The following is a 25,837-nucleotide window of genomic DNA, read 5'->3' as shown; positions in this document are numbered from 1 at the left end:
GCGCCGCTCGTCCAGACTGGCGTCGACGAAGGGCATCGGCGCGAGCCGGGGCCTCATCCTCCCCGCTGCGGGCCGCGTGCCCGCCGTCGCGTCGCGCTTCGAGATGAGTTCGCCATGAGCTGGTCATTCCCGATCGCGCGGATCTTCGGAAGCGAGATCCGCATCCACGTCACCTTCCTGCTGCTCCTCGCCTGGATCGGGATCGCCTATTACCAGCAGGGCGGCACCGAGGCGGCGGTGCAGGGCGTGCTCTTCATCCTGGCGCTCTTCGCCTGCGTGGTGGCGCACGAATTCGGCCACGTGCTGACCGCGCGCCGCTACGGGATCATGACGCCCGACATCACGCTCCTGCCGATCGGCGGCGTCGCGCGGCTGCAGCGCATGCCGGAACGGCCCGGCCAGGAGATCCTGGTCGCCCTTGCCGGTCCGGCCGTGAACCTCGTGATCGCAATGGTGCTGATCCTGATTCTCGGCGCGCGGGTCGACATGACGGCGATGGAACAGATCGACAGCCCGGCGATCGGCTTCGCCGTCCGGCTCGCCTCCGTCAACATCTTCCTGGCGCTCTTCAACCTCATCCCGGCCTTCCCCATGGATGGAGGCCGGGTGCTCCGCGCCCTGCTCGCTTTGCGCTATCCGCGCACCCAGGCGACCGAGATAGCGGCGCGAATCGGACAGGCGCTCGCCTTCGTGTTCGGCTTTCTCGGCCTTGTCGGCGGCAACCCGCTGCTGATCTTCGTGGCGATCTTCGTCTATCTCGCCGCAACGGCGGAGGCGCAGTCGACAAGCCTCGTCGACGTCTCGCGCAGCCTCGGCGTCGCCGACGCGATGATCACGCAGTTCGTCCCGCTCGGCCCGGGATCGACGATCGGCGAGGCCGCGGAGCAGCTCCTCCACACCACGCAGCACGAGTTCCCGGTCGTCGACGGGGGCGGCAGGCTGCGGGGCATCCTGACCCGCACCGCCATGATCCATGCCCTCAACAAGACCGGGCCGGCGACGCCCGCGCTCGAGGCGATCGTGCAGGTGCCGTCGGTCGACCCGCATGCCCGGCTCGAGGCGGCCCTGCGGCATCTCCAGGGCGGCGGCGCGCCGGCGGTGGCCGTCATCGAGCCGGACGGGCGGCTCGTCGGCTACCTGACGCCGGAGAATATCGGCGAGCTGATGATGATCCAGGCGGCGGGCGGATTGAGAAGGCCGCCCCGGCGTCCGACCGGACCGCTCCTGCCGCAATAGGCGCCCGCCGGGCCGAACGGGAGCGGACCATCGGCGTCATGCGAAGGCGGGTGGCAGCCGGGCCCGCCCCTCCCTATCTTGCAATGCAATAATCGGCTATAGCGGCCGCGAATTCCGGCCCGGCAGAGATTCATGACAGCGACACTCCGCAACGTCGCCATCATCGCGCATGTCGATCATGGCAAGACGACCCTTATCGACGTGCTGCTGCGCGCCTCCGGCGCGTTCCGCACCGGCCAGCAGGTGGCCGAGCGCGCGATGGATTCGAACGCGCTCGAGAAGGAGCGCGGCATCACCATCCTCGCCAAGGTGACCTCCCTCAACTGGAAGGATGCGCGCATCAACATCGTCGATACGCCCGGCCACGCCGATTTCGGCGGCGAGGTGGAGCGCATCCTCAACATGGTGGACGGCGCGATCCTGCTCGTCGACGCGGCGGAAGGGCCGATGCCGCAGACGAAGTTCGTGCTGTCCAAGGCGCTCGCGATCGGGCTGAAGCCGATCGTGGTCATCAACAAGGTGGACAAGCCGGACGCCCGGCCGGACTTCGTGCTGAACGCCGTCTTCGACCTCTTCGCGGCGCTCGATGCGAGCGATGAGCAGCTCGACTTCCCCGTCCTCTACGGCTCCGCCAAGCAGGGCTGGATGGCCGAGGATCCCGGCGACCCGCGCGAGACCGTCGGCCCGCTCCTCGACATGGTGCTCCGGCACGTGCCGGCGCCGCGGACCGAGCCCGGGCCCTTCCGCATGCTCGCCACGACGCTCGAGGCCGATCCCTTCCTCGGCCGCATCCTGACCGGCCGGATCCGCTCCGGCTCGGTGAAGGCCGGCCAGACCGTGAAGGCCCTCACCCGCGACGGCGAGCTGGTCGAGAGCTTCCGCGTCTCCAAGGTGCTCGCCTTCCGCGGGCTGGAACGGCAGCCGATCGATCTCGGCGAAGCCGGCGACATCGTCGCGCTCGCCGGCCTTTCCGATTCGACCGTGTCCCACACGCTCTGCGACCCGTCCGTGACGGAGCCGATCCCGGCGCATCCGATCGACCCGCCGACGCTCTCCATGACGTTCCGCATCAATGACGGACCGCTTGCCGGCACCGAAGGCGACAAGGTCCAGAGCCGCGTCATCCGCGACCGGCTGCTCCGCGAGGCGGAGGGCAACGTCGCGCTCCGGATCACGGAGGGCGACGACAAGGACGCCTTCGAGGTCGCCGGGCGGGGCGAGCTGCAGCTCGGCATCCTGATCGAGACGATGCGCCGCGAGGGCTTCGAGCTCACCATCGGCAAGCCGCGCGTCGTCTTCCGCTACGGTCCGGAGGGCGAGCGGCTCGAGCCGATCGAGGAGGTGATCGTCGACGTCGACGACGAGCACACCGGCGCGGTGATCGAGAAGCTCGCGACGCGCAAGGGCGAGATGATCGAGATGCGGCCGTCCGGCGGCGGCCGCACGCGGCTCGTCTTCTACGTGCCGACCCGCGGCCTCATCGGCTACCAGCCGGAACTTCTCTCCGACACGCGCGGCACCGCGGTGCTGAACCGCGTGTTCCACGCCTACGAGCCCTATCGCGGCGAGATCGCCGGCCGGCGCACCGGCGTGCTCCTCTCGAATGGCCAGGGCGAGGCGGTCGCCTATGCGCTCTTCAACCTGCAGGATCGCGGGCCGATGATGATCGAGCCCGGCGCCAAGGTCTATGCCGGCATGATCGTCGGCGAGCACAGCCGCGGCAACGACCTCGAGGTGAACGTGCTGAAGGGCAAGCAGCTCACCAATATCCGCGCCGCCGGCAAGGACGAGAACACGATCCTGACCCCGCCGATGAGGCTCAGCCTGGAACGCGCGCTCTCCTATATCGAAGAGGACGAGCTCGTCGAGGTTACGCCGAAGTCGATCCGGCTCAGGAAGGCGATCCTCGACCCGCACGAGCGCAAGCGGGCCGAACGGGCGAAGGCCAGCGCGGCCTAGCGCCCCCGGGGGCGCCCGCGCACCGGGACCATCGAACCCGTCGATCGGGCGCTTTTCGCTCGCGGCAGGGTACGTGCTAGGCTCGCGCCATGGACGGGGCCGGATTCGCGCTCTTCGATACGGCTATCGGCCGCTGCGGCATCGCCTGGGGCCCGCGCGGCATCCGTGCCCTCTGCCTGCCGGATGCGAGCGAGGCGAAGACCCGCGCGCGGCTCCGCCGCCGGTCCGGGGCGCCGGCCGAGACGGAGCCGCCGCCGCCGGTCCGGGATGCGATCGGGCGGATCGGGCGCCTGCTCGCCGGCGAGCCGGTGGACCTCGAAGACGTCGCAATCGACCTCGCGGGCGAGCCGGACTTCCACCGCGCCGTCTATGCGCTCGCGCGCCGGATCCCGCCGGGGGCGACCCGCACCTATGGCGACCTCGCGAAGGAGCTCGGCGATATCGCGCTCGCCCGGGCGGTGGGACAGGCGCTCGGGAGGAACCCCGTGCCGCTCGTCGTGCCCTGCCATCGCGTGCTCGGTGCCGGCGGCAGGCCGGGCGGCTTCTCCGCACCCGGCGGACTTGCGACGAAGCTGCACCTCCTCGCCGTCGAGAGCCGGCACGGCGCCGCGCCGTTGCTGCCATTTGCGACGGAACCGGCCGAAGCTCCCCGCCAGGGCTGACCGCCGCCGGATCCGGCAGGGGCCACTAGCGTTCGGCCGCGCTCTCGCTATTGTCGCGGCGAAAGGGAGGAGATCATCATGAAGCGGCGGGAATTCCTGAAGGGAGGCCTTGCGGGCGGAGCCGCGGCCGGCGCGACGGCACTGGCGGCGCCGGCCATCGCACAATCGATGCCGGAGGTCCGCTGGCGCATGACCTCGAGCTTTCCGAAGCCGCTCGACGCGCTCTTCGGCAATGCCCTCACCTTCGCCCAGTATGTCGCGGAGGCGACCGACAACCGGTTCCAGATCCAGTGCTTCGGCCCCGGCGAGATCGCTCCGGCGCTCCAGGCGATGGACGTCGTGTCGAACGGCTCGGTCGATTGCGCGCACACGCCGATCTACTTCTACATCGGCAAGCAGCCCTCGCTCGCCTTCGGAACCGGCGTGCCGTTCTCGTTCAACTCCCGCCTGCAATATGCCTGGCTGACGAATGGCGGCGGCAACGCGCTGATGGACGAGGCGCTCGCCAAGTTCAACGTGGTCGGCTTCCCGTGCGGCCAGTCGGGCACGCAGATGGGCGGCTGGTTCCGCAAGGAGATCAACCAGCCGTCGGACTGGCAGGGCCTGAAGATGCGCATCGGCGGGCTCGGCGGCGAAGTGCTGGCGAAGCTCGGCGTGGTCCCGCAACAGATCGGCGGCGGCGACATCTATGCCGCGCTCGAGCGCGGCACGATCGACGCCGCGGAGTTCGTCAGCCCCTACGACGACGAGAAGCTCGGCTTCTCCCGCGTCGCCAAGTACTATTACGCCCCGGGCTTCTGGGAGGGCGGCGCCGTTCTCCACATGGTCGTCAACCAGGAGCGCTGGAACGCGCTGCCGAAGTCCTACCAGGCCATTCTGAGGCAGGCCGGCGACGCGGCGATGAACGCGATGCTCGCCAAATACGATTCGCACAACGGCCCGGCGCTGATGCGCCTCGTCGCCGGCGGGACGGAGGTGAAGATCTTCCCGAACGCGGTGCTCGACGCCGCCTGGGACGCCGCGCACCAGCTCTATCGCGAGAAGGCGGAGAAGGACGACCTCTTCAGGCGCGCGCTCGAATCCATGATCGATTTCCGCACGCAGAACTATCTCTGGTGGCAGGTGAACGAGTACGCCTTCGACAGCTACATGATCGCCAGCCGGACCAAATAGCCGGCTCGCCGGGGCCGCCTCGGAGGCGGCCCGGAACGCCGCGCCCGAACGCTTCCGGACACTATTTTTCCGCTTCTCAAGCCGGCCCGAAGCGGCGTAGCATCCGTTCATGACCGCGCTCGTCATCGATGTTCGCAAGGGTCGTCCGGCGGATGCCGAGGGCATCGCCGACGTTCACGCGGCCGCCTGGCGCGAGGCCTATTCGGGCCTGATCCCCGCCGTCGCGCTGGAGCGGATGATCGTCCGGCGCTCGGCGCCGTGGTGGCGCGAAGCGGTGGCGAAGAAGCGGGGCCTTCTCGTCCTCGACGTCGGCGGAAAGGTCGCCGGGTACACGACCTTCGGGGCGGCGCGCACGCGCACCAGCGCGACGGTCGCCGAAGTGCAGGAATTCTACCTCGCTCCCGAATATCAGGGCATCGGCCTCGGCGCCCGGCTCTTCGCCGGCGCCGTCAAGATGCTCCGGGCGCAGGGCTATGTGCGCCTCGTGATCCGCGCCCTTGCGGAGAACGACCGCGCCGTGACCTTCTACGAGCGCCGCGGCGGCCGGCTCGTCGCCCGCAGCGAAGAGACGCTCGGCGGCAAGGCGCTTCCCTGCCTCTGGTTCGAATTCAGGCTCTGAACCGGGCGCAAGCTCCCCGACAAGCGGCGCCGCCCGGTCGCTCGCCGGCGCACCCGGATCGCGCGCGCACGGGCCGGGACGGCTCCAGCGGAAACAGGCTTTGATCCGGGAGAAACAATAGGGAAACACCGGAGGTCTATCAGCCCGGCCTCGCGCCCGCGGCCGACCTTCCGGCCCGGCGCCGAATGCTCGAAAGGACCCGTCCGATGTCGGACATCACCTTCACGCGGCCCGCTGCCCGGCCCGATGCCCGGCCCGGCGCCCGCGCGCTCCTTTCCGCCCTCATCGAGAGCGGCGCGACCCGGTTCACGGCCTGGCGGGCGCGGCGGCGGACCTACGCCGTCCTCGCCCGCCTGCCGGACGAGGTGCTCGCGGATATCGGCCTCACGCCCGCGGACCTCGCACGCGGCCCCGCCCACCTGCCGGTCTGGTTCGCCTCGGGAGCGCGCGGGCGGGCGCCGCACCCGTTCGGCCGCTGAGGCTCACGCGCGGGGATCGAGCCCGAAGGCCTCGGCCACGAGCTCGTAGGATCGCAGCCGCGCCGCATGCGAATGGGTGATGGTGACCACCATCACCTCGTCCGCGCCATATTCCGCGGCGGCCGCCTCGATCCCGTCCTTCACGCGCTCCGGCGTGCCGACGATGCGGCGCCGGCCACCGAACGGCAGCCCGCCCTCCCGCGCCAGGAATTCCAGGGCCGTCTCCACGGTCGGAACGGGGATCAGCTGGCCGCGCCGCAACAGCGTCATCGCCATGCGGTGGCTGGCCGAGAGCTGCTCCGCCTCTTCGTCCGTTTCCGCGGCGAGCGCCCAGACCGCCACCGCGATCCGGGGCCGCGCCTCGGGATGGTGGCGGGCGAGCTCCGCCCGATAGCGCTCGGCGATCGGCGCGCCTTCCGGATTGATGAAGTCGGCGAAGACGTAAGGCAGGTCGAGCTGGCCCGCCCAGAGGGCGCTCTGGAGCGAGGAGCCGAGCAGGTAGACCTCCGGTGCGTAGGGCCGGCCGGGCAGGCGCGCGACGCCGGCAAAGGGATGCTCGGGCGGGATGGTGCCTTCCAGATAGCCGAGAAGCTCGACGAGCTGGTCGGGGAAGTCGTCCGGCGCGAGCTGCCGGCGGTCGCGCTGAAGCGCATAGGCGGTCCGCTGATCCGACCCCGGCGCGCGACCGATGCCGAGATCGATCCTGTCCGGGAAGAGCCCGGCGAGCATGGAGAAGGTCTCGGCGACCTTCACGGGACTGTAATGCGGCAGCATGATGCCGCCGCTGCCCACCCGGATGCCGCGCGTCGCCATCGCGACCGGGCCGATCAGCGCCTCCGGGCTGGGCGAAGCGAGCATCGGCGTGCCGTGATGCTCCGCGATCCAGTAGCGATGATAGCCGAGCCGATCCGTCAGGGCCGCGAGGCCGAGCGTGTTGCGGAGCGCTTCGGGCCCGGAGGAGCCTTCGGAGATGGGCGACTGGTCGAGCACGCCGAGGCGCAGCCGCCCCGGATCTCCCGCATGGCCCCCATTCATCGGGCGGCCTTGTTCATGTCACTCGCGCCTGTCATGGGACAAGCAGGCAATGCGAAGGAGCTTTCATGCGCATCGAGGCGATCCCGATCGGAAACAACCCGCCGGAGGACGTCAACGTCATCATCGAGGTTCCCGTCGGCGGCGAGCCCATCAAATATGAGCTCCACAAGGAATCGGGAACCCTCTTCGTGGACAGATTCCTCTACACGCCGATGCGCTATCCGGGAAATTACGGCTTCGTGCCGCATACGCTCTGCGGGGACGGCGATCCGATCGACGTCGTGTGCGCGTCCACCCGCGGGCTCGTGCCCGGCTGCGTGATCAACTGCCGGCCGATCGGCGTCCTCATCATGGAGGACGAGAGCGGCGGGGACGAGAAGATCATCGCGGTGCCGTCGACCAAGCTCACGCGGCGCTACGAGAAGGTCCGCACGTACCAGGATCTGCCGCAGATCTCGACCGAACAGATCGAGCACTTCTTCGCGCATTACAAGGACCTCGAGCGCGGCAAGTGGGTGAAGATCGTGCGCTGGGGCGATGCCGACGAGGCGAAGCAGCTCATCAACGATTCCGTCGCGCGGGCCAGAAAGGCCTGACGGGCCTCACGCGGGTTTCCGATCGCCGCCCGGCGCCAAGCGCCGGGCCTCGGCCAGCATGGCGACGACCTCCTCGTCCTCGAGCTGGCTGAAATCGTCGTAATGCGCGCCGATGGCCCAGAACGGCTCGGGCGTGGCGAGGCAGACGATCTCGTCGACGAGCGGCGCAAGCTCCGCGAGCGTCTCGGCCGGCGCCACCGGCACCGCGAGGACGAGCCTCGAAGGCCCGCGCCGGCGGAGCGCGACGAGCGCCGCCCGCACCGTGGTGCCCGTGGCGATCCCGTCGTCCACGACGATCACCGTGCGGCCGGCGACCGGAAGCGGCTCGCGCCCGGCGAGATAGGCGGCGCGCCGCCGCTCGATCTCGCGGGCCTCGGCTTCCGCACCCTCCTTGATCTCGTCCGGGCCGAGGCGCGCGGCGCGGATCACCTCCTCGTTCCTGACGACATCCGGCGGCGAACCGTCGACGATCGCCGCGGCCGCGAGCTCCGGCTGCCACGGCACGCCGATCTTGCGCACGAGCAGGAGGTCGAGCGGCGCCTCGAGCGCCCGCGCGATCTCGAGCGCCACCGGCACGCCGCCGCGCGGCAGCGCCAGGACGACCGGATCGGTGTAGCCCTTCTCCTTGAGGGTGCCGGCGAGCGCGATCCCGGCCGAGCGCCGATCGGCGAAGGAGACGCTGCTCCTCACGCGAGGCTCCGCGCAAGATGGCGCCGGAACCAGGCGACCGAAAGGTCGCAGACCTCGTCGAGCGCACCCGGCTCCTCGAAGAGGTGCGTCGCGCCGGCCACGATCGCGAGCTCGCGCTCGCAGGTGAGCATGGCCAGGGCCTCGCGGTTGAGGTCGATCACGACGTCGTCCTCGCCGCCGACGATGAGGAGGGTCGGCGCCTTCACGCGTGCAAGGCGGGGCGCCGCGAGATCCGGCCTGCCGCCGCGCGAGACGACCGCCGCCACGCGGTCCGGAACGTTCGCGGCCGCCACCAGGGCTGCGGCGGCGCCGGTCGAAGCGCCGAAAAGCCCGACAGGGAGGGGCGCCAGGCCCGGATCGGCGGCGGCGAAGGCGACCGCCTCCTCGGTGCGCACGCCGAGCAGCGGGATGTCGAAGACGTTGGCGCGGTCCTCGCCCTCGGCTTCCGTGAGGAGATCGAAGAGGAGCGTGCCGAGGCCGGCGCCGACCAGCCGCTCCGCGACCCATCGATTGCGCGGGCTCCGACGCCCCGAGCCGCTGCCGTGCACGAAGATCACGAGTCCGCGTGCATCCGCAGGCACCGCCAGACTGCCGGGCAGGCCCTTCGTTCCGATCGCGACCTCGCGACGCTCCGTCATGAGTGCGGCGCCTCCGACACGGGATCCTAGCGTGGAACGCAGGCGATGCGGAAGCGATCCGGTCGGCCCGCCCGCTCAGCCCTTCGGCCAGAGCGCCGCCCAGCGCGCCGTCTCGCTGTCGCGGAGCGCTCCGATGGCGGGCAGGCCGGCGGCGTCGAGCCGCGCCCTGAGGCCCGCGACGATGCGGCGGGGGAGCGACGGCCCCTCGTAGAAGAGCGCGGTGTAGAGCTGCACGAGATCGGCTCCGGCCGCGATCTTCGTCCAGGCCGTGCCGGCGCTTTCGACGCCGCCCGCGCCGACGAGGACGAGCCCGGGCCCCGCGAGTTCGCGCGCGCGGGCTATCATCGCGGTCGAGCGCGGAAAGAGCGGCCGGCCCGAGACGCCGCCCGATTCATTGGCGAGGCCCGTCTCGCGCAGACCGGTGCGTTCGACGGTGGTGTTGCCGATGACGAGCCCGTCGCAGCCGGAATCCCGGACCGCCTGGATGACGGCCTGGAGTTGGGCGTCGTCGAGGTCCGGCGCGATCTTGACGAGGAGCGGCGTCCGCCTGCCGCTTACGGCCGCGACGCGCTCGCGCGCCTCCGCGAGCCGGGAGAGCAGCGCGCGCAGCGTCGCCTCGGCCTGCAGGTCGCGCAGCCCCGGCGTGTTCGGCGAGGAGATGTTGGCGGTGAGCCAGGCGGCCTCCGCACCGAAGCGGAGCACGCCGGCGACATAATCGCCGATGCGGTCGGCGCTCTCCTTGTTCGCGCCGATATTGATCCCGACGAGGCCCGTTTGGTTCCGCCGGCGGGCGAGGTTCGCGGCGAGCGCGGCGTGGCCGCGGCTGTTGAAGCCGAGACGGTTGATGACGGCGTAATCGGCCGGCAGCCGGAACAGCCGCGGCTTCGGATTGCCCGGCTGCGGCAGCGGCGTCACCGTGCCGACCTCGACGAAGCCGAAGCCGAGCGCCAGCATGGCGTCCGTCGCCTCGCCGCCCTTGTCGAAGCCGGCGGCAAGCCCGATCGGATTCGGGAAGCGGAGGCCGAGCCGTTCCACCCGAAGGCGCGGATCGTCTCCGCCGTGCGGCGCGCGCGGGTGCCAGGCGCGGAGCGCCCGGATCGCGAGAGCGTGCCCGGCTTCCGGCTCGAACAGACGGAAGAGGCCGGCGGCGCGGTCGAGAAGACTCATTCGGCCTCGCCGAGATCGGGGAAGACGTGGCGGCCGTCCGGGCCGAGCGGCAGCGGCTTCACCCAGGCGACGGCCGCAAGGGGAAGCGCCCCGTAGAGATGCGGGAAAAGGTCGCCGCCCCGCGAGGGCTCCCATTTCAGAAGCGGGCCGAGCGGCCCGGGGCGCACCGCGACGAGGAGGAGATCGCGCGCGCCCGCGAAGTGGCGGGCCGCCGTTTCCGGCGCCTGGCGGGCGGTGGAGAAATGGATGAAGCCGTCGGCATGGTCGACCGGTGCGCCGGCGAAACGGCCGGCGGCCTCCGCCTCGCGCCAGAGCGCCTCGGGACAGATCTTGTAGACGAGCTCGGACATCGGCGCGGACCATAGCCGGCCCCGCCCGGGGGGCAAGCGGGTTTCGAGACGGGATGGGCTGCCCTATCCTCTCGCGCGGAGAGACGGTCGCCGAAGGAGATCGCACGATGCGTAGGACTGCGGGATGGGGCGCGCTCGCGCTCTTCGGACTTGCGACGCTCGCCGTTGCGCCGGCGCCGCGCGCCGGTGCCCAGGAGAGCTCCGCCGAAGGCCGCTACGCGACCGTGCCGGCGCCCGAGGGCGCCTGGCGCGTCGACCGTTCGACCGGAGCGGTCGAGCTCTGCTCCGGATCCGGACCCGGCGCGAGCTGCCGCCTCCTTCCGAACGAGCGGAACGCGCTCTTCGACGAGATCGACCGCCTGAACGGCCGCATCGACCGGCTCGAGGCGCGGCTCTCCGACCTGGAGGCGGCGCGCGGCCTCCAGACCCCGCAGGCGCCGCCGCCGGCGGCCGCCGCGCCGCGCGGGCCGGACATGCCGACGGAAGACGAGCTCGACAAGGCGCTCGACTTCACCGAGCGGGCGTTCCGCCGCATGCTGGACATGATGCAGCGGCTCAAGCGCGACTATGGTGACGGCGGCAGCGCACCACCCGATCAGCTCTGACCCGGCTCCGCGGCGATGCGTCCCCGGATCTCGGGCGGGAGATCGACCGCCTTGCGGGCCGCCATGTCGAACACGACCGTCCCGATGTCGCCGGTCGCCATCAGCCGACCGGTCGCGAGGTCGAAGACATGGTGGCGATACAGGAACACCTTGCCGAGCGGTTCGCCGTAGCTGGTGAGCATCACGACGGGCATGTCGGCCTCGAGCGGCGCCGCCAGGGTGAGCTTCGATTCGACCACCGCGCGGCCGAGATTGTTCGCCTCGAAGAAGTCGCGCCGGACCCCGATCTCGCTCCAGGCATGGCCGGCGCCGTCCGTCATGCAATGGACCACGACGCGGCTCGCGCCGATGCCTTGCCTGTTGCAGAGCCGCGCCGGGACGATCCCCCGGAAGGTCTCGCGCGCGCCTTCGGCGAGGAGCCCGGCAATGCTCGCCCCGAGCGGCACGGGCTCGACCGGCATGGCCCGCGGCGCCGCTTCGGGCACGTCGGAATAGCGGATGGCGGCCGCGCCGCGCGGCTCGGTTCCTTCCGGAAAGCCGTCGAGAACGGTCGCGCTCAGGACGTCGCGATCGATCGAGAAGAGCCCGTGAACCATGGTCACGGGATGCGGCCCGCCGAGCACCAGCGCGGAATGGATGGAGACCCCCTCGCCGGGATGAAGCTCGCGGTGATAGCGGACGTGCCGCACCATCGGCAGCGCGGCGGGCGCGCCGTCGAGCGCCGCCATCACCGCCGCCTGATCGAAGCGCTCCGCGTAGAACTGCACGTTCATGTGACCGTTCTCGTCGCATTCCCAGGTGTTGACGAACGAGCGGAGCGTGACCGGGGCGTTGCGGAGCCTCGGGATCACCGGTCGCACATCCGCTTCAGCCATTCGTCCATCTCCCGGTTGCTCCGCTCGGCGAGCGGCATGTGGATTCCTTGAAAGAAATGCGCCCCGCCCGGCCAGAGCGAGAGCTCGGCCTGCGAGCCGGCGGCCGCCCAACGGGCCGCCATGAAGAGCGTGTCGTCGAGGAGGCCGTCGCGCGTGCCGCAGCTGAAAAGCGCGGGCGGCATGCCGGCGAGATCGCCATAGAGCGGCGAGACGTCGGGATCGCGGACGTCCTCGCCGTTCTGAAGAAAGCGCGCGACGAAGGCCTCCGTATCGCGGCGGGCGAGCACGAGCGGCACCTCCTGCGCCCGCATCGACGGCGTCAGGCCGAGATCGAAGGCGCCGCAGACGAGATTGGCGCCGCGAAACGGCGTCATCCCGTGCCTGTCCCGGAGCCGGAGCAGCGTGACGGCGGCGAGATGCGCCCCCGCCGATTCGCCGCCGATGAAGAGCCGCTCGACGCCGAACCGCGACGCGCCCGCGCCGGTGAGCCACAAGGCGGCCGTCTCGCAATCGTCCGGGCCGGCCGGATAGGGATGTTCCGGCGCGAGCCGGTACTCGACGGAGACGCAGACGAGCCCGGTGCGGTCGGCGAGCTGCTCCAGCCGCTCGTCCTGGCTGTCGGCGGAATTGAGCATCCAGCCGCCGCCGTGAATGTAGAGATAGGCCCCGCGCGGCGGCCCGTCCCGCGGCGGAATGACCCGCAGCGGCACGTCGGGACGGCCGCCGACACCGGGGGCGGCCAGCATGCCGGCGCGCGGGCTGGGCCTTTCGAGGCGGAAGGGGCTGAAGCCGGCGCGACGCGCGGCGCGGAGCTCGTCGGCGGTGAACCGCCAGCGATCCGGCGCCGCACGGGCCGCGGCGATGAGCGCCTCGTTCCTGGCCCGCGTCTCGGCGTCGATCGCCGCATCCGCGAAGAGCGCGGGGTCGAAAATTCCGCTCATGGATGCTAGGTCCTCCGCCGGGCCAGAAAGCAGATGGCGGAGGCGCGGTCCAGATGGCGATAGCGGGCGAGCCGGTCGAGACCTTCGCGCTCGAGCGCATCGCGCGGTCGGCGCTGACGGTGGACACGCTTGGGCAGGGCTTCCAGGAGATCACGGATGCCGCCGCGCGCTTCCTGCGGGAGGCCGGCGCCGAGGACGGTCTTCTCACGCTCTTCGTCCGCCACACTTCGGCGTCGCTCGCCATCCAGGAGAACGCCGACCCCGACGTCCGGCACGACCTCCTGACGGCACTCGACCGGCTGGCGCCGCGGAACGCCGCCTGGCGCCACGACACCGAGGGGCCCGACGACATGCCGGCGCATGTGCGCCGCCTTATGGAGGAAGCGCGAAAAGCGCGCCTAAGGCAAAAAAGAATCACCGACGCCTGCCCGGCTCCGCGGTGTCTGTTCCAGTGCGCCAATGAGGCCGCTTGGAAAGAGGACTTCCGCCGCCTCGAGAGTGGTGCGCTGGCACGGCGGACGCTTGCGCTTGCGATGGCCTCGGGCGTCAGCCGGACGTGAGCTGGGTACCGGCGGAGGACGGCGTAGAGGTCTCAGCCCGACGGAATAGGAATTTGCCGGTCCGAGGAGACGATCTCAGCGGCCACGATGTTTCCTGGATAGTCAAAGGTGACCCGCCAGCGGTTTATTATGTTCCGGCCCAGGAGAGACGGTGCATTTACCAGAGCAGGCCTTGATTGCATCAGGATCAAGTCTACTTCGTAGACATGGAGCACCCCGTCACTGAACAGAATGAGCGCCTTCTCCTGAAAGTCATCACTACGGCCACCCACGCCGTAAGTTGTCGCGGGCGTCGTCAATTTCGAGGTGTCCACACCTAATCTGATTGCGTCGGTTGGCATCAAGACAGTCTGATCTGCACCGGTATCAAGCAGAAACGAGACAGAGCCCCTGATTCCTAGTGAGGGAACCATGATATGAGCGGTCATGTAGGGCCGCCCTGTCGAGTTTCCAAAACGACCTAGAAGCATCCGATCAGAGAATCAGCGTCTTCTCGTCCCTGTCAATCCTTCTGATCATTGACTCTCCGAGCGGTATGCCCTTGGCAGCCATAGCTTCGGCTACTTCCTCCAGAGAATCGGCCGCAGCCGCTACTTTGCCGTGGTACACCCCAACCCACTTGCCTTCAAAAGAATCGATCAAGCGCGGCGAATCGGACGAAAACACTGACGCAGTGTCGGCATAGTCGCGAAGGTTCGCATGGATCCGACGAGCGTTGGCTTCCAAATCATGCGTCATCGTCTCAAGAAGCTTCGCCATGCGTACCTCCCGATGATTTCCCCGATCACCAAATCGCCCGAAAGTTTCCTTTCGTGCAGTGCAACATATATGGGCATGCAACGAATGAGTTCACAACCCCTGTAGCGAATCGCACGCGGCCCAAGACATCCGCCCCATCGCCTTCTTGCTCTCCCGCTCGACCAGCCGGCTCCCCGCATCCGACATGGCATCTTGCCGATCCGACGCACCACGTCGGACATCATGCGCCGGTCGTGTGGTTCTTCTTCCGTTTCGGGACATGGTAGGGGATCTATCTCGTCGAGCACCGGGACAGGCCGCACCGCCGGCATGTCGATCTCGTCTTCGCCGGGCGGTGAGCGGCGCCCGCGGACGCGGACGGGGGTCAGAACGCGAGATCGAGCAGCAGGGCCGCGGCGAAGAAGATCGCGGTGACAGCCGCCGTCCGGCGCGCGAACCGGAGATGCGTCTCGAACAGGGCCTCGCTCAGCCGGCGCCAGGCCTCGTCGCTTTTTGCCGGCCGCCGCTCGGGGGCGAGCATGGACCAGAGCTCGGAATCGCCGGCATCCGCCTCCCCGATCCGGCTCGCCCGCGCAAGGAGATGCAAGGTCAGAAGCAGCGAACCGGTGCCCGCGACGGCCAGGGCCGATGACGGCGCGAGATCGGCGACGAGCAGCACCAGTCCGAGCCCGAGAAGGGAGGCCGACACCACCCGCCCGACCGCCAGAACCGCAAGGCTCCTGATTTCATCCATGACCGCCTCGTGAAAATTGCGTCCGAAGCGGTAATGACGGTCGGAGAAGCACGGTTCCTGCGCCGGGCGACCAACGGCACAAGACGGGCGGCGCGCTTCGCCTGCTTCAGCCTCCAGGGGCTATCGCGCTTCCACGGTGAGGTGCGCGATCGCGTGGAGCGGGGCGAGCCGGCGCCGCACGGCATCGCGATCGGCACCCGTCACGCTGACGATCGCCGCGTGCGCGCCCGGGCCGACGCGCCAGACGTGGAGATCGGTGATGCGGGCGCCGCCCGGTCCCTCGACCTCGTGCCGGATTTCATCCTCGAGATGCGGATCCGACTTGTCGAGGAGCACGGAGGCCGTGTCCCGCATGAGCGTCCACGACCAGCTCGCGATCACGACCGCCCCGACGATGCCCATGACGGGGTCGAGCCAGACCCAGCCGAGATAGCGGCCGCCGAGGAGCGCCGCGATCGCGAACACCGAGGTGAGCGCGTCGGCGAGGACGTGGAGATAGGCCGAGCGCAGATTGTTGTCGTGATGATGGTGATGATGGTGATGATCGCCATGGTCATGGTCATGGTCATGGTCATGGCCCCCGTGCCCGTGATGATGCCCGCCGCCGAGCAGGACGGCGCTCGCAATGTTCACGAGCAGGCCGACGACGGCGATGATCGTCGCCTCGTCGAATGCGACCGTGCGCGGATCGAAGACGCGGCTGACGGACTCGAACGCGATGCCGAGCGCCACGATCCCGAGCACGAGCGCGGAGGCGAAGCCGGCGAGATCGCCGACCTTCCCCGTGCCGAAGCTGTAGCGGCGGCTGCGCGCGTGCTTTCTTGCATAGGCATAGGCTACGGCCGAGACGCCGAGCGCGCCGGCATGGGTCGCCATGTGGAATCCGTCGGCAAGCAGCGCCATCGAGTTGAAGAGCGCGCCGGCCACGATCTCCGCGACCATCATGACGGCGGTCAGGACCACCACCCACAAGGTGCGCCGGGCGTTCTCGTCGTGACCGTGACCGAGGAAGACATGGTCGTGCGTCAGGGCATCGAACTCGGGATCGAAGGACATGGAGGAGGTCCTCACTTGGCGTACCTGCGCACCGCCGCGACCAGCTCGTCGGCGGCTTCGGCACGGGCTTCATCGGTGAGACCGGGACGCGCCACGTGCTCGCGCACATGATCCTCGATCAGCTCGTCCATCAGCCCCGCCACCGCGCCGCGGACACCGGCGACCTGGTGAAGGACGGTCGAGCAGCCGGCCTCGTCGGCGATCGCCTTCTCGATCGCGGCGACCTGGCCGGCGATGCGGCGGACGCGCGCGAGGAGCCGATCCTTGTTGGATATTACGTGGGTCATAGGGTAGGACCCTACCCCATGGCGCCCTTCGGGGGAAGCCGGGCGCCTGCAGAGCGCGGGAACGGCCTGCCGGCGGCACCTTGCCCGCCCCATGCCACGCCAACAGACCAAGCCAACAGACGAAGAGGGGGAGGATTTCACATGGAGGGCAGGTTTCCGCTCCCGGACGGCGCCGAGCTGTTCTACCGGATCGACGACTTCACCGATCCCTGGCGCAAGGCGCCGCCGGTGCTCATGCTCCACGGCTTCGGCGAATCGCACGAGGCCTGGCGCGCCTGGGTCCCGCATCTCGCCCGGGACTATCCCGTGATCCGCGTCGACCGCCGGGGATTCGGCGCCTCGACGCCGGCCGCGCTCGACCATCCCTGGACGATCGACGGGATGGCGGAGGACGTGGTCGCGCTTCTCGAAGGCCTTGCCGGGGAGCCCGCCCATATCGTGGCGGCGAAGATCGCGGTCCCGATCGCGATCCGGACCGCCGCCCGGAGGCCCGGCCTCGTCCGCAGCCTGACGCTGCTCGGGGGCGCCGTCACCGGACCCGACGGCACGTCCTCGGCCGATATGATGGCGCGCGAGGGCATCCGGGCCTGGGCCGAGGCGACCATGGACGAACGGATGGGCCCGGACATGGAGCCGGCCGCGAAGGCGTGGTGGATCGCGCTCACCGCGCGCTCGCCGGCATCCACCATGATCGGCTTCATGCGCCACGTGGCGGAGATCGACGTGCGCGACGATCTCGGCCGCGTCGCCGCGCCGACGCTCGCGCTCTCGACCGACAGCGCGCGCCGGCCGATCGCCCAGATCACCGGCTGGCTGCGGCAGATCCCCGATGCGCGCTTCGTGCCGGTTCCGGGCGCCGGCTATCACACCGCCGCGACGAGCCCGGATTTCTGCGCGGCGGAGACGCTCCGCTTCCTGCGCGAGGTCGACGGCGCGGCCCCGCAGGTCAGCCGACCGCTCTGCCCACCGCGGCCGGGCGCGGCGTGAGGCCGAGCCGCTTGCGCCGGACCCAGCGCGCCGTCATCAGCAGCGCGACGACGGCAAGGCCGCTCGCGAGGCCGATCCAGATGCCGGAGCCCGCGAGCCCGAAGCGGAAGGCGAGCAGCGCCCCGAGCGGCAGCCCGACGCCCCAATAGCCGAAGAGCGCGATGAACATCGGCACGCGCGTATCGTGGAGGCCGCGCAGCATGCCGGAGCCGACCGCCTGCGCGCCGTCGAAGATCTGGAACAGCGCCGCGAAGCCGAGAAAGGTCACCGCGAGGGCCACGACCTCGGCATTCTCGGGGTCGCGCACGTCCAGGAACACGCCGACGAGGAGGCGCGGTATCGTGACCATCGCGAGCGCCGTCAGCGCCATGAACCCGACGCCGAGCACATAGGCCGTCCAGCCGGCGCGACCGATCGCTTCGACGTCGCCGGCTCCGAAGGCGCGCCCCACCCGCACCGTGGCGGCCTGGCCGAAGCCCATCGGCACCATGAAGGCGAGCGAGGCGAGCTGGATCGCGATGGAATGGGCGGCGAGGCTCGCCGGCCCGATCAGCCCCATCAGGAACACCGCCGCGTTGAAGATCGAGACCTCGAAGAGGACGGCCGCCGCGATCGGCAGGCCGAGCCCCCACAGCTGGCCGAGGCGCGGCCAGTCGGCGCGCCAGAGCCGGCCGAAGACGCGGTAGCGGCGGAAGCGCCGGTCGCGGGAGACGATCGCCGCGAGCCCGAGGAACATCAGCGTGCTGCAGATCGTCGTGGCGAGGCCGGCGCCGACGAGTTCGAGCCGCGGCAGCCCGAGCGCGCCGAACATCAGGAGCCAGTCGAGCACGGCATTGACCGCGATCGCCACCGCGCCGACGAGAAGGGCCCAGACCGGGCGCTCGAGCGCCGCCACGAAGCTGCGGAGCACGATGTAGCAGAGGAAGGGCAGCATCGACCATTGCAGCGCGTGCATGTAGGCGGCCGCCCGGCGCGCGAGCGCCGGATCCTGGCCGAGCAGCCCGACCAGGATCGGCTCCGCGTTCCACAGCACGAGCCAGACCGGGACGGTAATCGCCGCCGCGCTCCAGAGGCCCTGGCGCACCGTGCGCCGGACATCCCGCACCGAGTTGAAGCGGCGGCCGAGCTCGCGGGCCACCATGGCGGCGGTCGCGCCGAGAAGGCCGATGCCGAAGATCAGGAAGACGAAATAGAGGTTGGAGGCGAGGGCGCCCGCGGCGAGGCGGTCCGGCCCGAGCCAGCCCATCAGCACGACGTCGGTCGCCGTCATGCCGGTCTGGGCGAGATTGGTGAGGATGATCGGCCAGGCGAGCGAAAGGGTCGCACGGGCCTCATGGGCCCACGTGCGCCGCGCGCCCCCGATCCTCACCGCGATGTCCGACATGGCGGCGCTTCTAGACCCGGGCGGCCGGCTTGGCCAGTGCGGGCGCGCGCCTCAATCCGGGCGCGGCCGGTCCGAGCGGAGCCGCTTGACCGCGCCGCGCTCCTTCTTCTCGGCGAGCCGCCTGCGGCGCGATGCGGCGGTCGGCCGGGTGGGCCGGCGCGGCTTCGGCTGGATCGCGGCCTCCCTCAGGAGCGCGACCAGACGGGCGAGCGCATCGGCGCGGTTGCGCTCCTGGGTGCGGAAGCGGTCGGCGAAGATCACGATCACGCCGTCCTTGGTGAGGCGCGCGCCGGCGAGCCGCTCGGCGCGCAGTTGCACCGGCTCCGGCAGGCTCGGCGAGCGGCGGACGTCGAAGCGGAGCTCGACCGCGCTCGACACCTTGTTGACGTTCTGCCCGCCGGGCCCCGACGCGCGGACGAAATGCTCCTCGATCTCGCCCTCGTCGATTGAGAGCGCCGGGTTGATCCTGATCATCATGGGCTCCCGCGGGATCCGCCCGCGCGTCCTCCAGATGGCGCCGACGGGGCCGCTTGAACAGTCCGGATCGACGGCCGCGCGGCGGGCGGCGGCCGGCATGGGACCGCAGCGGAGCATTTTGCGCTTGCCCCGGCGGACCTGTGCGGTTTGATCCCGATCAAGGCGAGCGGACCGGAAGGGACGGAAGGTGGACGAGGCACGGGGACAGATCGGAAGCGCAGCTGCCGCCGCGGCGGGCGCCACTCCCGGAAGCTCCGGCGCCGGGGTGCTCAGGAACGGAACGGCCTTGCTTCTCGCCGCCATAGCGCTGCTGTGCGCCGCCGTCGGGCTCGATGCGCTGCTCCCCGTCGAGTACGCGAGCGGCCTCGTCTATCTCGGCATCATGATGCTGACCTTCTGGCTGCCCTGGCGCGCGTCCATCGCCGGGCTCGCCGCGGCGGCGATCTGCCTGCTCGCGCTCGGCTACTGGATCTCGCCCGACAGCCCGGCCTGGGGCACGCCGGAGACGATCGTCAACCGCATCGTCGCCGCTTTGGCGATCATCCTCACCGCCATCATCGCCGACCGGCACCGCGCCTCGATCAACGCCGTGCAGCGCAGCGAGGCGACGCTGCAGGAAGCGCAGAGCATCACCCATCTCGGCCATTTCGAGCGGGTGGTCGGCAATCGCGAGATCGCCTGCTCGGCCGAGTGCGTGCGCATCTTCGGGCTCGGCGAGGAGGCGAGGACGCTCTCCGAGCAGGAGCTGCTCCTCACGGTCCATCCCGACGACCGCAAGCGCTTCGCCCAGCAGCTCGCCGACGGGCTGCCCGCCCCGAAGACGGTCGAGAACGACTTCCGCATCGTCCGCCCGGACGGCGAGAGCCGGATCGTGGCCTGCACGATGCGCTCCAGCCGGGAGCGGCAGGGCGACGCGCGCAGGCTGGTCGGGACCGTCCTCGACGTGACCGAGCTGCGGCGCACGGACGCCGCGCTCGCCGAGCGCGAGGCGCGGCTGCGCTCGATCCTCGACACCGTCCCGGAGGCGCTCATCACGATCGACGAGTTCGGGGTCGTCGAGAGCTTCAGCAAGTCGTCCGAGACGCTGTTCGGCTACCGCGCCGACGAGGTGATCGGCAAGAATGTCAGCATGCTCATGCCGAACCCCTACCGGGACGAGCACGACGGCTATATGGAGCGATACCGCCGCACCGGCGAACGCCGCATCATCGGCATCGGCCGGATCGTGACCGGGCAGCGCAAGGACGGCGGAACCTTTCCGATGGAGCTCGCCGTCGGCGAGGTCAACACGCCGAACCTCCGCCTCTTCACGGGCTTCGTGCGCGACCTCACGACCAACCAGAGGCTCGAGCAGGAGCTCCGACAGTCGCAGAAGATGGAGGCGGTCGGACAGCTCACCGGCGGCATCGCGCACGACTTCAACAACCTGCTCACGGTGATCATCGGAAACCTGGAGATGCTGGAGGGAAAGCTCGACGGGTCCGAGCCGCAGCGCACGCTCCTCAACGAGGCGATGGAGACGGCCCAGCTCGGGGCGCAGCTCACCGAACGGCTGCTCGCCTTCGGCCGCCGGCAGCCGCTCGTTCCGCGCGTCGTCGACGTCGGCACGATGATCAACGACCTTTCCGGCCTCTTCAGGCGCACCCTCGGCGAGACGATCCAGGTCAGGACCAAGGTCGCCGACCACATCCTGAAGACGCAGGTCGACCCGTCGCAGCTCCAGAACGCGCTGCTCAACCTCGCCATCAATGCGCGCGACGCCATGCCGAACGGCGGCACGCTGACCTTCGAAGTGGCGAATGCGGAGCTGGACATGGACTATGCGCGCTCGCATTCGGAAGTGCGGGCCGGGCGCTATGTCTCCATCACCGTCACCGACACCGGCGGGGGCATGAGCCGCGAGGTGCAGGAGCGCGCCTTCGAGCCCTTCTTCACCACCAAGCCGGTCGGCTCGGGAACCGGCCTCGGCCTCAGCATGGTCTACGGGTTCGTGAAGCAGTCCGGCGGCCACGTGCAGCTCTACAGCGAGCCGGAGCACGGCACGTCCGTCCGCCTCTATCTGCCGCCCGCCCCCGACGAGCCGGCGGCCCTGGAGGCGCCGAGCGGGACCTCCGCCGCCGCCTTCCCCGGCGACGGCGAGACGGTGCTCGTGGTCGAGGACGAGGCACGGCTGCGGCGCATCACGGTCGCCCGGCTGACGGAGCTCGGATATTCGGTCCTGGAGGCGGCGGACGGGCCCTCCGCGCTTCGCGTGCTGGAACAGAGCTCCGACATCGACCTCCTCTTCACCGACATGGTGATGCCGGGCGGCATGAGCGGCATGGAGCTCGCGCGCGAGGTCCACAAGCGCCTGCCCGCGGCAAGGATCCTGCTGACGACGGGCTACGCGGAGCCGGAGAGCCTGCGGCAGGCCGCCGGAGAAGGAACGGAATGGCTGCGCAAGCCCTATACGGCGATCGAGCTCGCGCGGAGGTTCCGCGAGCTTCTCCAGCGCTGAACCGGGCGCCCCCTCAAAGCCGCTGGACCTTGGCGGCGAAGACGTAGCCGACGCCGCGCACGGACTTGATGAGCGCCGGGCTCTGCGGATCGGACTCGATCTTCTTCCGCAGGCGCGCGATCTGCGTGTCGATGGCGCGATCATAGGCATGCCATTCGCGCCCGCGCGTGAGATCCATGAGACGGTCGCGATCGAGCACGCGGCCGGCATTCCGGACGAAGGCGCAGAGAAGCGCGAACTCGCCCGTGGTCAGAGGGACATCCTCGCCGCCGGGCGACACGAGCTCGCGCCGCATGAGGTCCAGGGTCCATCCTTCGAACCCGAACCGCTCGTCCTCGGGATCGGCCGGCTCCGCAGCCTGGGGCGCGGGCGCCGCCTCCCGCACGCGGCGGAGCACGCTCTTCGCCCGCGCCAGCACCTCGCGCAGATGGAAGGGCTTGGTGATGTAATCGTCGGCGCCGATCTCGAGACCGACGATGCGATCGACCACGTCGCCGCGACCGGTGATCATGATCACGCCGGCCCGGCTCCGCGTCCTCAGGTCGCGCGCGAGCGCGAAGCCGTCCTCGTCCGGCAGGCCGAGATCGAGAAACACGAGATCCACGGCGTTCTCGTCGAGATAGGCGCGCATCGCCGCGCCGCCCTGCGCCGTTCCGACCCGGAAGCCCTCGTCCGCGAAATAGCGGGAAAGCATCTGGCGGATGCGCGGGTCGTCATCGACGACGAGGATGTGGTTCTGAAATTCCTGCTCCGCCGCCATACTCCGGGCCAGTCCCGCTCGTGCCCCGCCGCTGTAACAATCGGTGACGCAATCACACCGATCGCAGCACCAAGCGCCATTCGACCGTGACGCTGCTCCTGTTCATTGCGCCTACTGAATGAACCGGGAGAACCGCCATGTCGACCACCATCTCTCCGCTCTCCGCCCACCGCAACACCTCGAACGGCATTGCCGATATCCGGGACCTCACCCGTGGTCAGCCGATCGAGTCTCTTGATGCCGGCGAAGCATTGGCCTGGCAAGGCGACAAGGCAACCGACATTTTCGAGATTTGCGGGGGAGCGCTGCGGCTCTGCCGCATCCTGCCGGACGGCCGCCGCGCGATCCTGCGCTTCGTCTTCGCCGGAGAGTTCCTCGGGCTTGCCGAGGGCGAGGACTTCCCCTGGACGGCCGAGGCGATCAACCCGGTCACGTTCCGCCGCCTGCGGCGGAGCCGCTTCGCGGCCGCCGTGGAGCAGAGCCCCGCGCTCAATCGCGCGCATGTCGCGCTCATCTGCGAGGAGCTGAGCGCCGCCCACGAGCAGATGATCCTGCTCGGACGGAAGAACGCCGAGGAGCGGGTTGCGAGCTTCCTCGTCGCGATGATGCGCCGCGCCGGGCTCGACGACGTGTCCGGGGACGTGTTCGACCTGCCCATGACGCGGCTCGACATGGCGGACTATCTCGGCCTCACGATCGAGACCGTGAGCCGCATCATGTCCAAGCTCTCGCGGCAGGGACTGATCGCCGCGCGCGGACGCCATCAGATCTGCGGCCGAAATGCGGGCGCGCTGCGCGCGATCGCCGAAGTCGACGAGGAGATGTGCGCCCGTCCGCTCATGCGCCGCGCTGCCTGAGGCCGGCCCGGCACCCGCCGGCCTCCACCTGCGCGGCAAGCTCCGCCACCGTCGCCTCCAGGCGGGGACGGCCGCCGAAGACGACGCCGAGGGCCGCGAGCCCCGGACACGACATCACGATCCTCGGCGCCGGCGCCCGCGCCGGCCTGGCCAGCGGGCGGCCCGCAAGGCCTTCGAGGATCCCGATCAGATCGGCGCGGTCGACCGCGAGATCGCTGCAGTTGAAGGCGCGGCCCGCGACCAGCGCAGGATCCGCCGTCACGATCCGCCACACCGCCTCGGCGACATCGGCGCCGTGGACTTCCGATCCCGCCCGCGGTTCCGGCGCCGCGGCCCCGTCGAGCGCGGCGGCAACGAGCCCGAACCATTTCGACCGTTCGACCGGCTGGACGAGGCCGTAGATTCCGGTCGGGCGGAGCGCCGCGACGGGCCAGCCTTCGCCGCGCCCATAGGCCGAGACGACGGCCTCCAAAGCCGCCTTCACGGCGCCGTAATGGCTGTCCGGCTGCGGCTGGGCGTCATCGCCGAGGAGGCCCGCCGGCCGGCTGTCGCCGAGCGCGGCGCGGCTCGACAAGACGAGCGCACGCGCGACCCCCGCCTCGCGCGCAGCCTGCAAGAGCCGCACGCTGCCGGCGAGATTGGCTTCGTAGAATCCGGCGACATCGCCGCCCTCCCCGCCGCGATAGCGCCCTGGAACGTGCTCGAGCGCGCAATGGACGAGGATCCCGGCGCCGGCCACCAGGCGGCCGATCGAGGCCGCGTCGCGGAGATTGCCGGCGAGCCATTCGACCCCGGGGAAGAGCGGCGGCGGCACGGCCCCGCGATGCCAGGCCCGGACGGCGACACCTTCCGCCAGGAGCCTTCCGACGACGAACTGGCCGACATAGCCGGTCGCGCCCGTGACGGCGGCAATCACGCCCTGAGGTCCCGGACCTCTTCCGGCGTCTTGACGGGAAGCTCGGCGGGCGGCGGCGCGCCGTCATAGAGCCGCCACCAGAGATCGACGAGCGGCTTCAGGAGATGGGCCTTCGGGTTGGCCTCCGACCAGGGCTTCTCGTACTGGTAGTGGACGACGCGGATGCTCTTCCAGACCCAGAGCTCCGGCAGCGCGAAATAGACGTACTGCATCGTGTTGAACGTGTAGGGCAGCTTGTGCCAGTCCGGGAAGAAGGTCTCGAGGAAGGTCTGGTCGGTGCGCCGCCAGAAGATCCCGGGCGTATCGAGGCGCGCGATCAGCCGGTCATAGGTGGCGCGGCTCGGCGCCGCGACGAAGACCCCGGAGTTCAACCGGTGGAAATCGGCGAGCTCCTGATAGAGGTTCGGCGCGCCGGCGAATTCGGGAAAGCCGAACAGCATGTCGATCGGCTTCACCACGACCGAATCGGCGTCGAGGAACACCACCTTCTCGTATTCCTCGAGCTTCCAGAGCTCGAGCTTGCAGAAATTGTCGATCGGATCGTGGAAGGCCGGCTTGTTGCCCTTGTTGAAGGGCGCGGCCCGATGCAGCGCATCGCGGCTGTGGCGCTGGCGGAAGCCTTCCGAGAGGGGCGGCTGGCGGACCGGCACGATCCGCGCGCCCTCCGCCGCAAGCTCGTCGAGCCGTTCGGCCTCGGCGGTGGCGAGCACGACGAAATCGGCGCGCGTGCCGGTGTGCCTCAGCGAGCGCAGGAGCGCGAGCGCCCCCATCCCGTATTCGCCGTTCGTGACGAGGGTCACGAAGGCCATGCGGCCCGTCGCGGTTCCTTTCGGCGCGGCACGTTGCATCAATCCCCCCTAGCCGTGCGGCAGATCGCCCGACCTTTCTTGCGGACGGAAGGCGCCGCGGTCAACGCGGCGGCTCCGCGAGCTCCGCCCGCACCTCCGGCGGAAGGGACAGGACGGCATCGAGCGTGGCGCCCTGGACAAGCGTCTGGAGGGCCGCGACCTCGGCGCGGATGGCGGCGAAGCGCTCCGCGATGGCGGCCCGGTCCGGGCTCGGCGCCGCCGCGAGCCGGGTGATTTCCGAACGGAGCCGCCGGAGCTCCGCAATGTGGCGGTCGACCTGGGGCTCCAGCGGCGCGAGCTCGGCCGTGACCTTGTCGAGGCTTTCGGCCGGCAGCCGGCCGGCAAAGCCCTTGAGCTCGAGCCGGAGCGGCCTCGACACGCCCTCGACATGCCGTTCCGCGCGGAGCTGGCCGGTGACCAGGATGCCGGCGAGCACCCCGTTGAGCGCCAGCGACGCCGCGAGCAGGACCGCCGGCCAGTTCACCGGGCTCGGCACGATGCGCTCCGCGATCATCTGAGCTCCAGCTCCTCGGGCCCGAAGACCAGCGGATCGAGGAGCACGATCTCGGTGTTCGGCGCGGGCGTCGGCACCATCGCCAGGTCGAGCGCGCCGCCGACCACGAGGCCGGCGAGCACGGCCGCCGCGGCCACCGGCCAGCGCAGCCTGCGGACGGTGCGCGCGAGCGCGGCG

At 70.3% G+C, this 25,837-nt stretch carries 31 protein-coding genes; 12 read left to right on the top strand and 19 right to left on the bottom strand.

Translation table 11 applies throughout. From position 1 onward, the window contains the following. Positions 1 to 114: 114 nt before the first annotated feature. The 6 genes from E4O86_RS09790 (at position 115) to E4O86_RS09765 (ending at position 6,128) form a co-directional block, all read left to right on the top strand. Positions 115 to 1,236 carry a site-2 protease family protein gene (locus E4O86_RS09790; RefSeq protein ID WP_161140354.1) on the top strand — a complete coding sequence of 374 codons (1,122 nt, stop codon included), beginning with the start codon at positions 115 to 117 and terminating at the stop codon, positions 1,234 to 1,236. A 132-nt stretch (positions 1,237 to 1,368) separates the two neighbouring features. Then, positions 1,369 to 3,195: a translational GTPase TypA gene (gene typA, locus E4O86_RS09785; RefSeq protein WP_161140353.1), complete on the top strand. Its 1,827-nt coding sequence runs from the start codon at positions 1,369 to 1,371 to the stop codon at positions 3,193 to 3,195. A gap of 89 nt (positions 3,196 to 3,284) precedes the next feature. Further along, entirely contained in the window at positions 3,285 to 3,857 is a 573-nt protein-coding gene (locus tag E4O86_RS09780; RefSeq protein WP_161140352.1) for a methylated-DNA--[protein]-cysteine S-methyltransferase, read from the top strand. Between the two features lie 78 nt (positions 3,858 to 3,935). After that, positions 3,936 to 5,030 carry a TRAP transporter substrate-binding protein gene (locus E4O86_RS09775; protein ID WP_161140351.1) on the top strand — a complete coding sequence of 365 codons (1,095 nt, stop codon included), beginning with the start codon at positions 3,936 to 3,938 and terminating at the stop codon, positions 5,028 to 5,030. A gap of 109 nt (positions 5,031 to 5,139) precedes the next feature. Continuing rightward, the gene (locus E4O86_RS09770) at positions 5,140 to 5,649 is read left to right on the top strand and encodes a GNAT family N-acetyltransferase (RefSeq protein ID WP_161140350.1); all 510 of its coding nucleotides are present in this window, start codon (positions 5,140 to 5,142) and stop codon (positions 5,647 to 5,649) included. A 206-nt stretch (positions 5,650 to 5,855) separates the two neighbouring features. Next, entirely contained in the window at positions 5,856 to 6,128 is a 273-nt protein-coding gene (locus E4O86_RS09765; protein ID WP_161140349.1) for a DUF1127 domain-containing protein, read from the top strand. A gap of 3 nt (positions 6,129 to 6,131) precedes the next feature. Here the strand turns inward: E4O86_RS09765 and E4O86_RS09760 are convergent, their stop codons facing one another. Beyond that, a complete protein-coding gene (locus tag E4O86_RS09760) occupies positions 6,132 to 7,163 on the bottom strand; it encodes an LLM class flavin-dependent oxidoreductase (protein ID WP_161140348.1) in 1,032 nt (343 codons plus the stop codon). Positions 7,164 to 7,228: 65 nt separating this feature from the next. Between E4O86_RS09760 and ppa the strand changes: the two genes are divergently transcribed. Then, positions 7,229 to 7,759, top strand: coding sequence for an inorganic diphosphatase (gene ppa, locus E4O86_RS09755; protein ID WP_161140347.1), 531 nt, complete (start codon positions 7,229 to 7,231; stop codon positions 7,757 to 7,759). Positions 7,760 to 7,765: 6 nt separating this feature from the next. On the opposite strand, the gene E4O86_RS09750 is transcribed toward ppa, so the two are convergent. From E4O86_RS09750 to E4O86_RS09735, 4 genes are all read right to left on the bottom strand, one after another. Continuing rightward, the gene (locus tag E4O86_RS09750) at positions 7,766 to 8,449 is read right to left on the bottom strand and encodes a phosphoribosyltransferase family protein (protein WP_161140346.1); all 684 of its coding nucleotides are present in this window, start codon (positions 8,447 to 8,449) and stop codon (positions 7,766 to 7,768) included. Continuing rightward, entirely contained in the window at positions 8,446 to 9,087 is a 642-nt protein-coding gene (locus tag E4O86_RS09745; protein ID WP_161140345.1) for a dienelactone hydrolase family protein, read from the bottom strand. The genes E4O86_RS09750 and E4O86_RS09745 overlap by 4 nt, the downstream gene beginning before the upstream one ends. Positions 9,088 to 9,162: 75 nt before the next feature. Then, complete coding sequence (locus E4O86_RS09740) at positions 9,163 to 10,254, bottom strand: quinone-dependent dihydroorotate dehydrogenase (protein ID WP_161140344.1); 1,092 nt, start codon at positions 10,252 to 10,254, stop codon at positions 9,163 to 9,165. Next, the gene (locus tag E4O86_RS09735; RefSeq protein WP_161140343.1) at positions 10,251 to 10,604 is read right to left on the bottom strand and encodes a DUF952 domain-containing protein; all 354 of its coding nucleotides are present in this window, start codon (positions 10,602 to 10,604) and stop codon (positions 10,251 to 10,253) included. The genes E4O86_RS09740 and E4O86_RS09735 overlap by 4 nt, the downstream gene beginning before the upstream one ends. Positions 10,605 to 10,711: 107 nt before the next feature. Between E4O86_RS09735 and E4O86_RS09730 the strand changes: the two genes are divergently transcribed. Next, positions 10,712 to 11,209 (top strand): hypothetical protein, encoded by a 498-nt coding sequence (locus tag E4O86_RS09730; RefSeq protein WP_161140342.1) that lies wholly within the window; start codon positions 10,712 to 10,714, stop codon positions 11,207 to 11,209. Here E4O86_RS09730 and E4O86_RS09725 read toward each other — a convergent pair. Both E4O86_RS09725 and E4O86_RS09720 read right to left on the bottom strand, forming a co-directional pair. Further along, positions 11,200 to 12,084, bottom strand: a complete 885-nt coding sequence (locus tag E4O86_RS09725; RefSeq protein ID WP_161140341.1) for an acyl-CoA thioesterase — start codon at positions 12,082 to 12,084, stop codon at positions 11,200 to 11,202. The genes E4O86_RS09730 and E4O86_RS09725 overlap by 10 nt on opposite strands. After that, positions 12,057 to 13,025 carry an alpha/beta hydrolase gene (locus E4O86_RS09720; RefSeq protein ID WP_161140340.1) on the bottom strand — a complete coding sequence of 323 codons (969 nt, stop codon included), beginning with the start codon at positions 13,023 to 13,025 and terminating at the stop codon, positions 12,057 to 12,059. Before E4O86_RS09720 ends, E4O86_RS09725 begins: the two co-directional genes overlap by 28 nt. Positions 13,026 to 13,078: 53 nt before the next feature. On the opposite strand from E4O86_RS09720, the gene E4O86_RS09715 reads away from it, so the two are divergent. Further along, positions 13,079 to 13,585: a secondary thiamine-phosphate synthase enzyme YjbQ gene (locus E4O86_RS09715; protein WP_161140339.1), complete on the top strand. Its 507-nt coding sequence runs from the start codon at positions 13,079 to 13,081 to the stop codon at positions 13,583 to 13,585. A gap of 32 nt (positions 13,586 to 13,617) precedes the next feature. Here E4O86_RS09715 and E4O86_RS09710 read toward each other — a convergent pair whose 3' ends face one another. From E4O86_RS09710 to E4O86_RS09690, 5 genes are all read right to left on the bottom strand, one after another. Further along, on the bottom strand, positions 13,618 to 14,013 hold the full coding sequence (locus tag E4O86_RS09710; RefSeq protein WP_161140338.1) for a retroviral-like aspartic protease family protein: 396 nt from the start codon (positions 14,011 to 14,013) through the stop codon (positions 13,618 to 13,620). 46 nt (positions 14,014 to 14,059) lie between these two features. Further along, entirely contained in the window at positions 14,060 to 14,344 is a 285-nt protein-coding gene (locus E4O86_RS09705) for a hypothetical protein (RefSeq protein ID WP_161140337.1), read from the bottom strand. Positions 14,345 to 14,708: 364 nt separating this feature from the next. Then, positions 14,709 to 15,077: a hypothetical protein gene (locus tag E4O86_RS09700; protein ID WP_161140336.1), complete on the bottom strand. Its 369-nt coding sequence runs from the start codon at positions 15,075 to 15,077 to the stop codon at positions 14,709 to 14,711. A gap of 120 nt (positions 15,078 to 15,197) precedes the next feature. Continuing rightward, positions 15,198 to 16,133, bottom strand: coding sequence for a CDF family Co(II)/Ni(II) efflux transporter DmeF (gene dmeF, locus E4O86_RS09695; protein WP_161140335.1), 936 nt, complete (start codon positions 16,131 to 16,133; stop codon positions 15,198 to 15,200). 11 nt (positions 16,134 to 16,144) lie between these two features. Continuing rightward, complete coding sequence (locus E4O86_RS09690) at positions 16,145 to 16,420, bottom strand: metal/formaldehyde-sensitive transcriptional repressor (RefSeq protein ID WP_161140334.1); 276 nt, start codon at positions 16,418 to 16,420, stop codon at positions 16,145 to 16,147. A gap of 141 nt (positions 16,421 to 16,561) precedes the next feature. Here E4O86_RS09690 and E4O86_RS09685 point away from each other — a divergent pair, with 141 nt between their 5' ends. Beyond that, positions 16,562 to 17,407, top strand: a complete 846-nt coding sequence (locus E4O86_RS09685; protein WP_161140333.1) for an alpha/beta fold hydrolase — start codon at positions 16,562 to 16,564, stop codon at positions 17,405 to 17,407. On the opposite strand, the gene E4O86_RS09680 is transcribed toward E4O86_RS09685, so the two are convergent. Together E4O86_RS09680 and arfB are read right to left on the bottom strand one after the other, a co-directional pair. Next, complete coding sequence (locus tag E4O86_RS09680) at positions 17,367 to 18,791, bottom strand: MATE family efflux transporter (protein WP_161140332.1); 1,425 nt, start codon at positions 18,789 to 18,791, stop codon at positions 17,367 to 17,369. The two genes, E4O86_RS09685 and E4O86_RS09680, sit on opposite strands and share 41 nt — an antisense overlap. Before the next feature lie 51 nt (positions 18,792 to 18,842). Beyond that, on the bottom strand, positions 18,843 to 19,268 hold the full coding sequence (gene arfB, locus E4O86_RS09675; RefSeq protein WP_161140331.1) for an alternative ribosome rescue aminoacyl-tRNA hydrolase ArfB: 426 nt from the start codon (positions 19,266 to 19,268) through the stop codon (positions 18,843 to 18,845). A gap of 286 nt (positions 19,269 to 19,554) precedes the next feature. On the opposite strand from arfB, the gene E4O86_RS09670 reads away from it, so the two are divergent. Beyond that, complete coding sequence (locus tag E4O86_RS09670) at positions 19,555 to 21,765, top strand: PAS domain S-box protein (RefSeq protein ID WP_161140330.1); 2,211 nt, start codon at positions 19,555 to 19,557, stop codon at positions 21,763 to 21,765. A 13-nt stretch (positions 21,766 to 21,778) separates the two neighbouring features. Here the strand turns inward: E4O86_RS09670 and E4O86_RS09665 are convergent, their stop codons facing one another. Further along, positions 21,779 to 22,525: a response regulator gene (locus E4O86_RS09665; RefSeq protein WP_161140329.1), complete on the bottom strand. Its 747-nt coding sequence runs from the start codon at positions 22,523 to 22,525 to the stop codon at positions 21,779 to 21,781. Between the two features lie 137 nt (positions 22,526 to 22,662). Here E4O86_RS09665 and E4O86_RS09660 point away from each other — a divergent pair, with 137 nt between their 5' ends. Continuing rightward, positions 22,663 to 23,382, top strand: a complete 720-nt coding sequence (locus E4O86_RS09660; protein WP_161140328.1) for a helix-turn-helix domain-containing protein — start codon at positions 22,663 to 22,665, stop codon at positions 23,380 to 23,382. Here E4O86_RS09660 and E4O86_RS09655 read toward each other — a convergent pair. The 4 genes from E4O86_RS09655 to E4O86_RS09640 form a co-directional block, all read right to left on the bottom strand. Further along, positions 23,363 to 24,298 carry an NAD-dependent epimerase/dehydratase family protein gene (locus E4O86_RS09655; RefSeq protein ID WP_161140327.1) on the bottom strand — a complete coding sequence of 312 codons (936 nt, stop codon included), beginning with the start codon at positions 24,296 to 24,298 and terminating at the stop codon, positions 23,363 to 23,365. The two genes, E4O86_RS09660 and E4O86_RS09655, sit on opposite strands and share 20 nt — an antisense overlap. Next, on the bottom strand, positions 24,295 to 25,107 hold the full coding sequence (locus E4O86_RS09650; protein ID WP_246206321.1) for a glycosyltransferase: 813 nt from the start codon (positions 25,105 to 25,107) through the stop codon (positions 24,295 to 24,297). The genes E4O86_RS09655 and E4O86_RS09650 overlap by 4 nt, the downstream gene beginning before the upstream one ends. Positions 25,108 to 25,207: 100 nt before the next feature. Then, complete coding sequence (locus tag E4O86_RS09645) at positions 25,208 to 25,660, bottom strand: periplasmic heavy metal sensor (protein WP_161140325.1); 453 nt, start codon at positions 25,658 to 25,660, stop codon at positions 25,208 to 25,210. Further along, positions 25,657 to 25,837 (bottom strand): hypothetical protein (locus E4O86_RS09640; protein WP_161140324.1); only part of this gene is annotated, 181 nt, incomplete at its 5' end. The genes E4O86_RS09640 and E4O86_RS09645, both read right to left, overlap by 4 nt.

Source organism: Propylenella binzhouense (genome assembly GCF_009866965.1).
Classification (GTDB): Bacteria; Pseudomonadota; Alphaproteobacteria; order Rhizobiales; family Afifellaceae; genus Propylenella; species Propylenella binzhouense.
The sequence above is the reverse complement of the archived record's forward strand: the minus strand, read 5'-3'. Positions and strand labels throughout refer to the sequence as shown.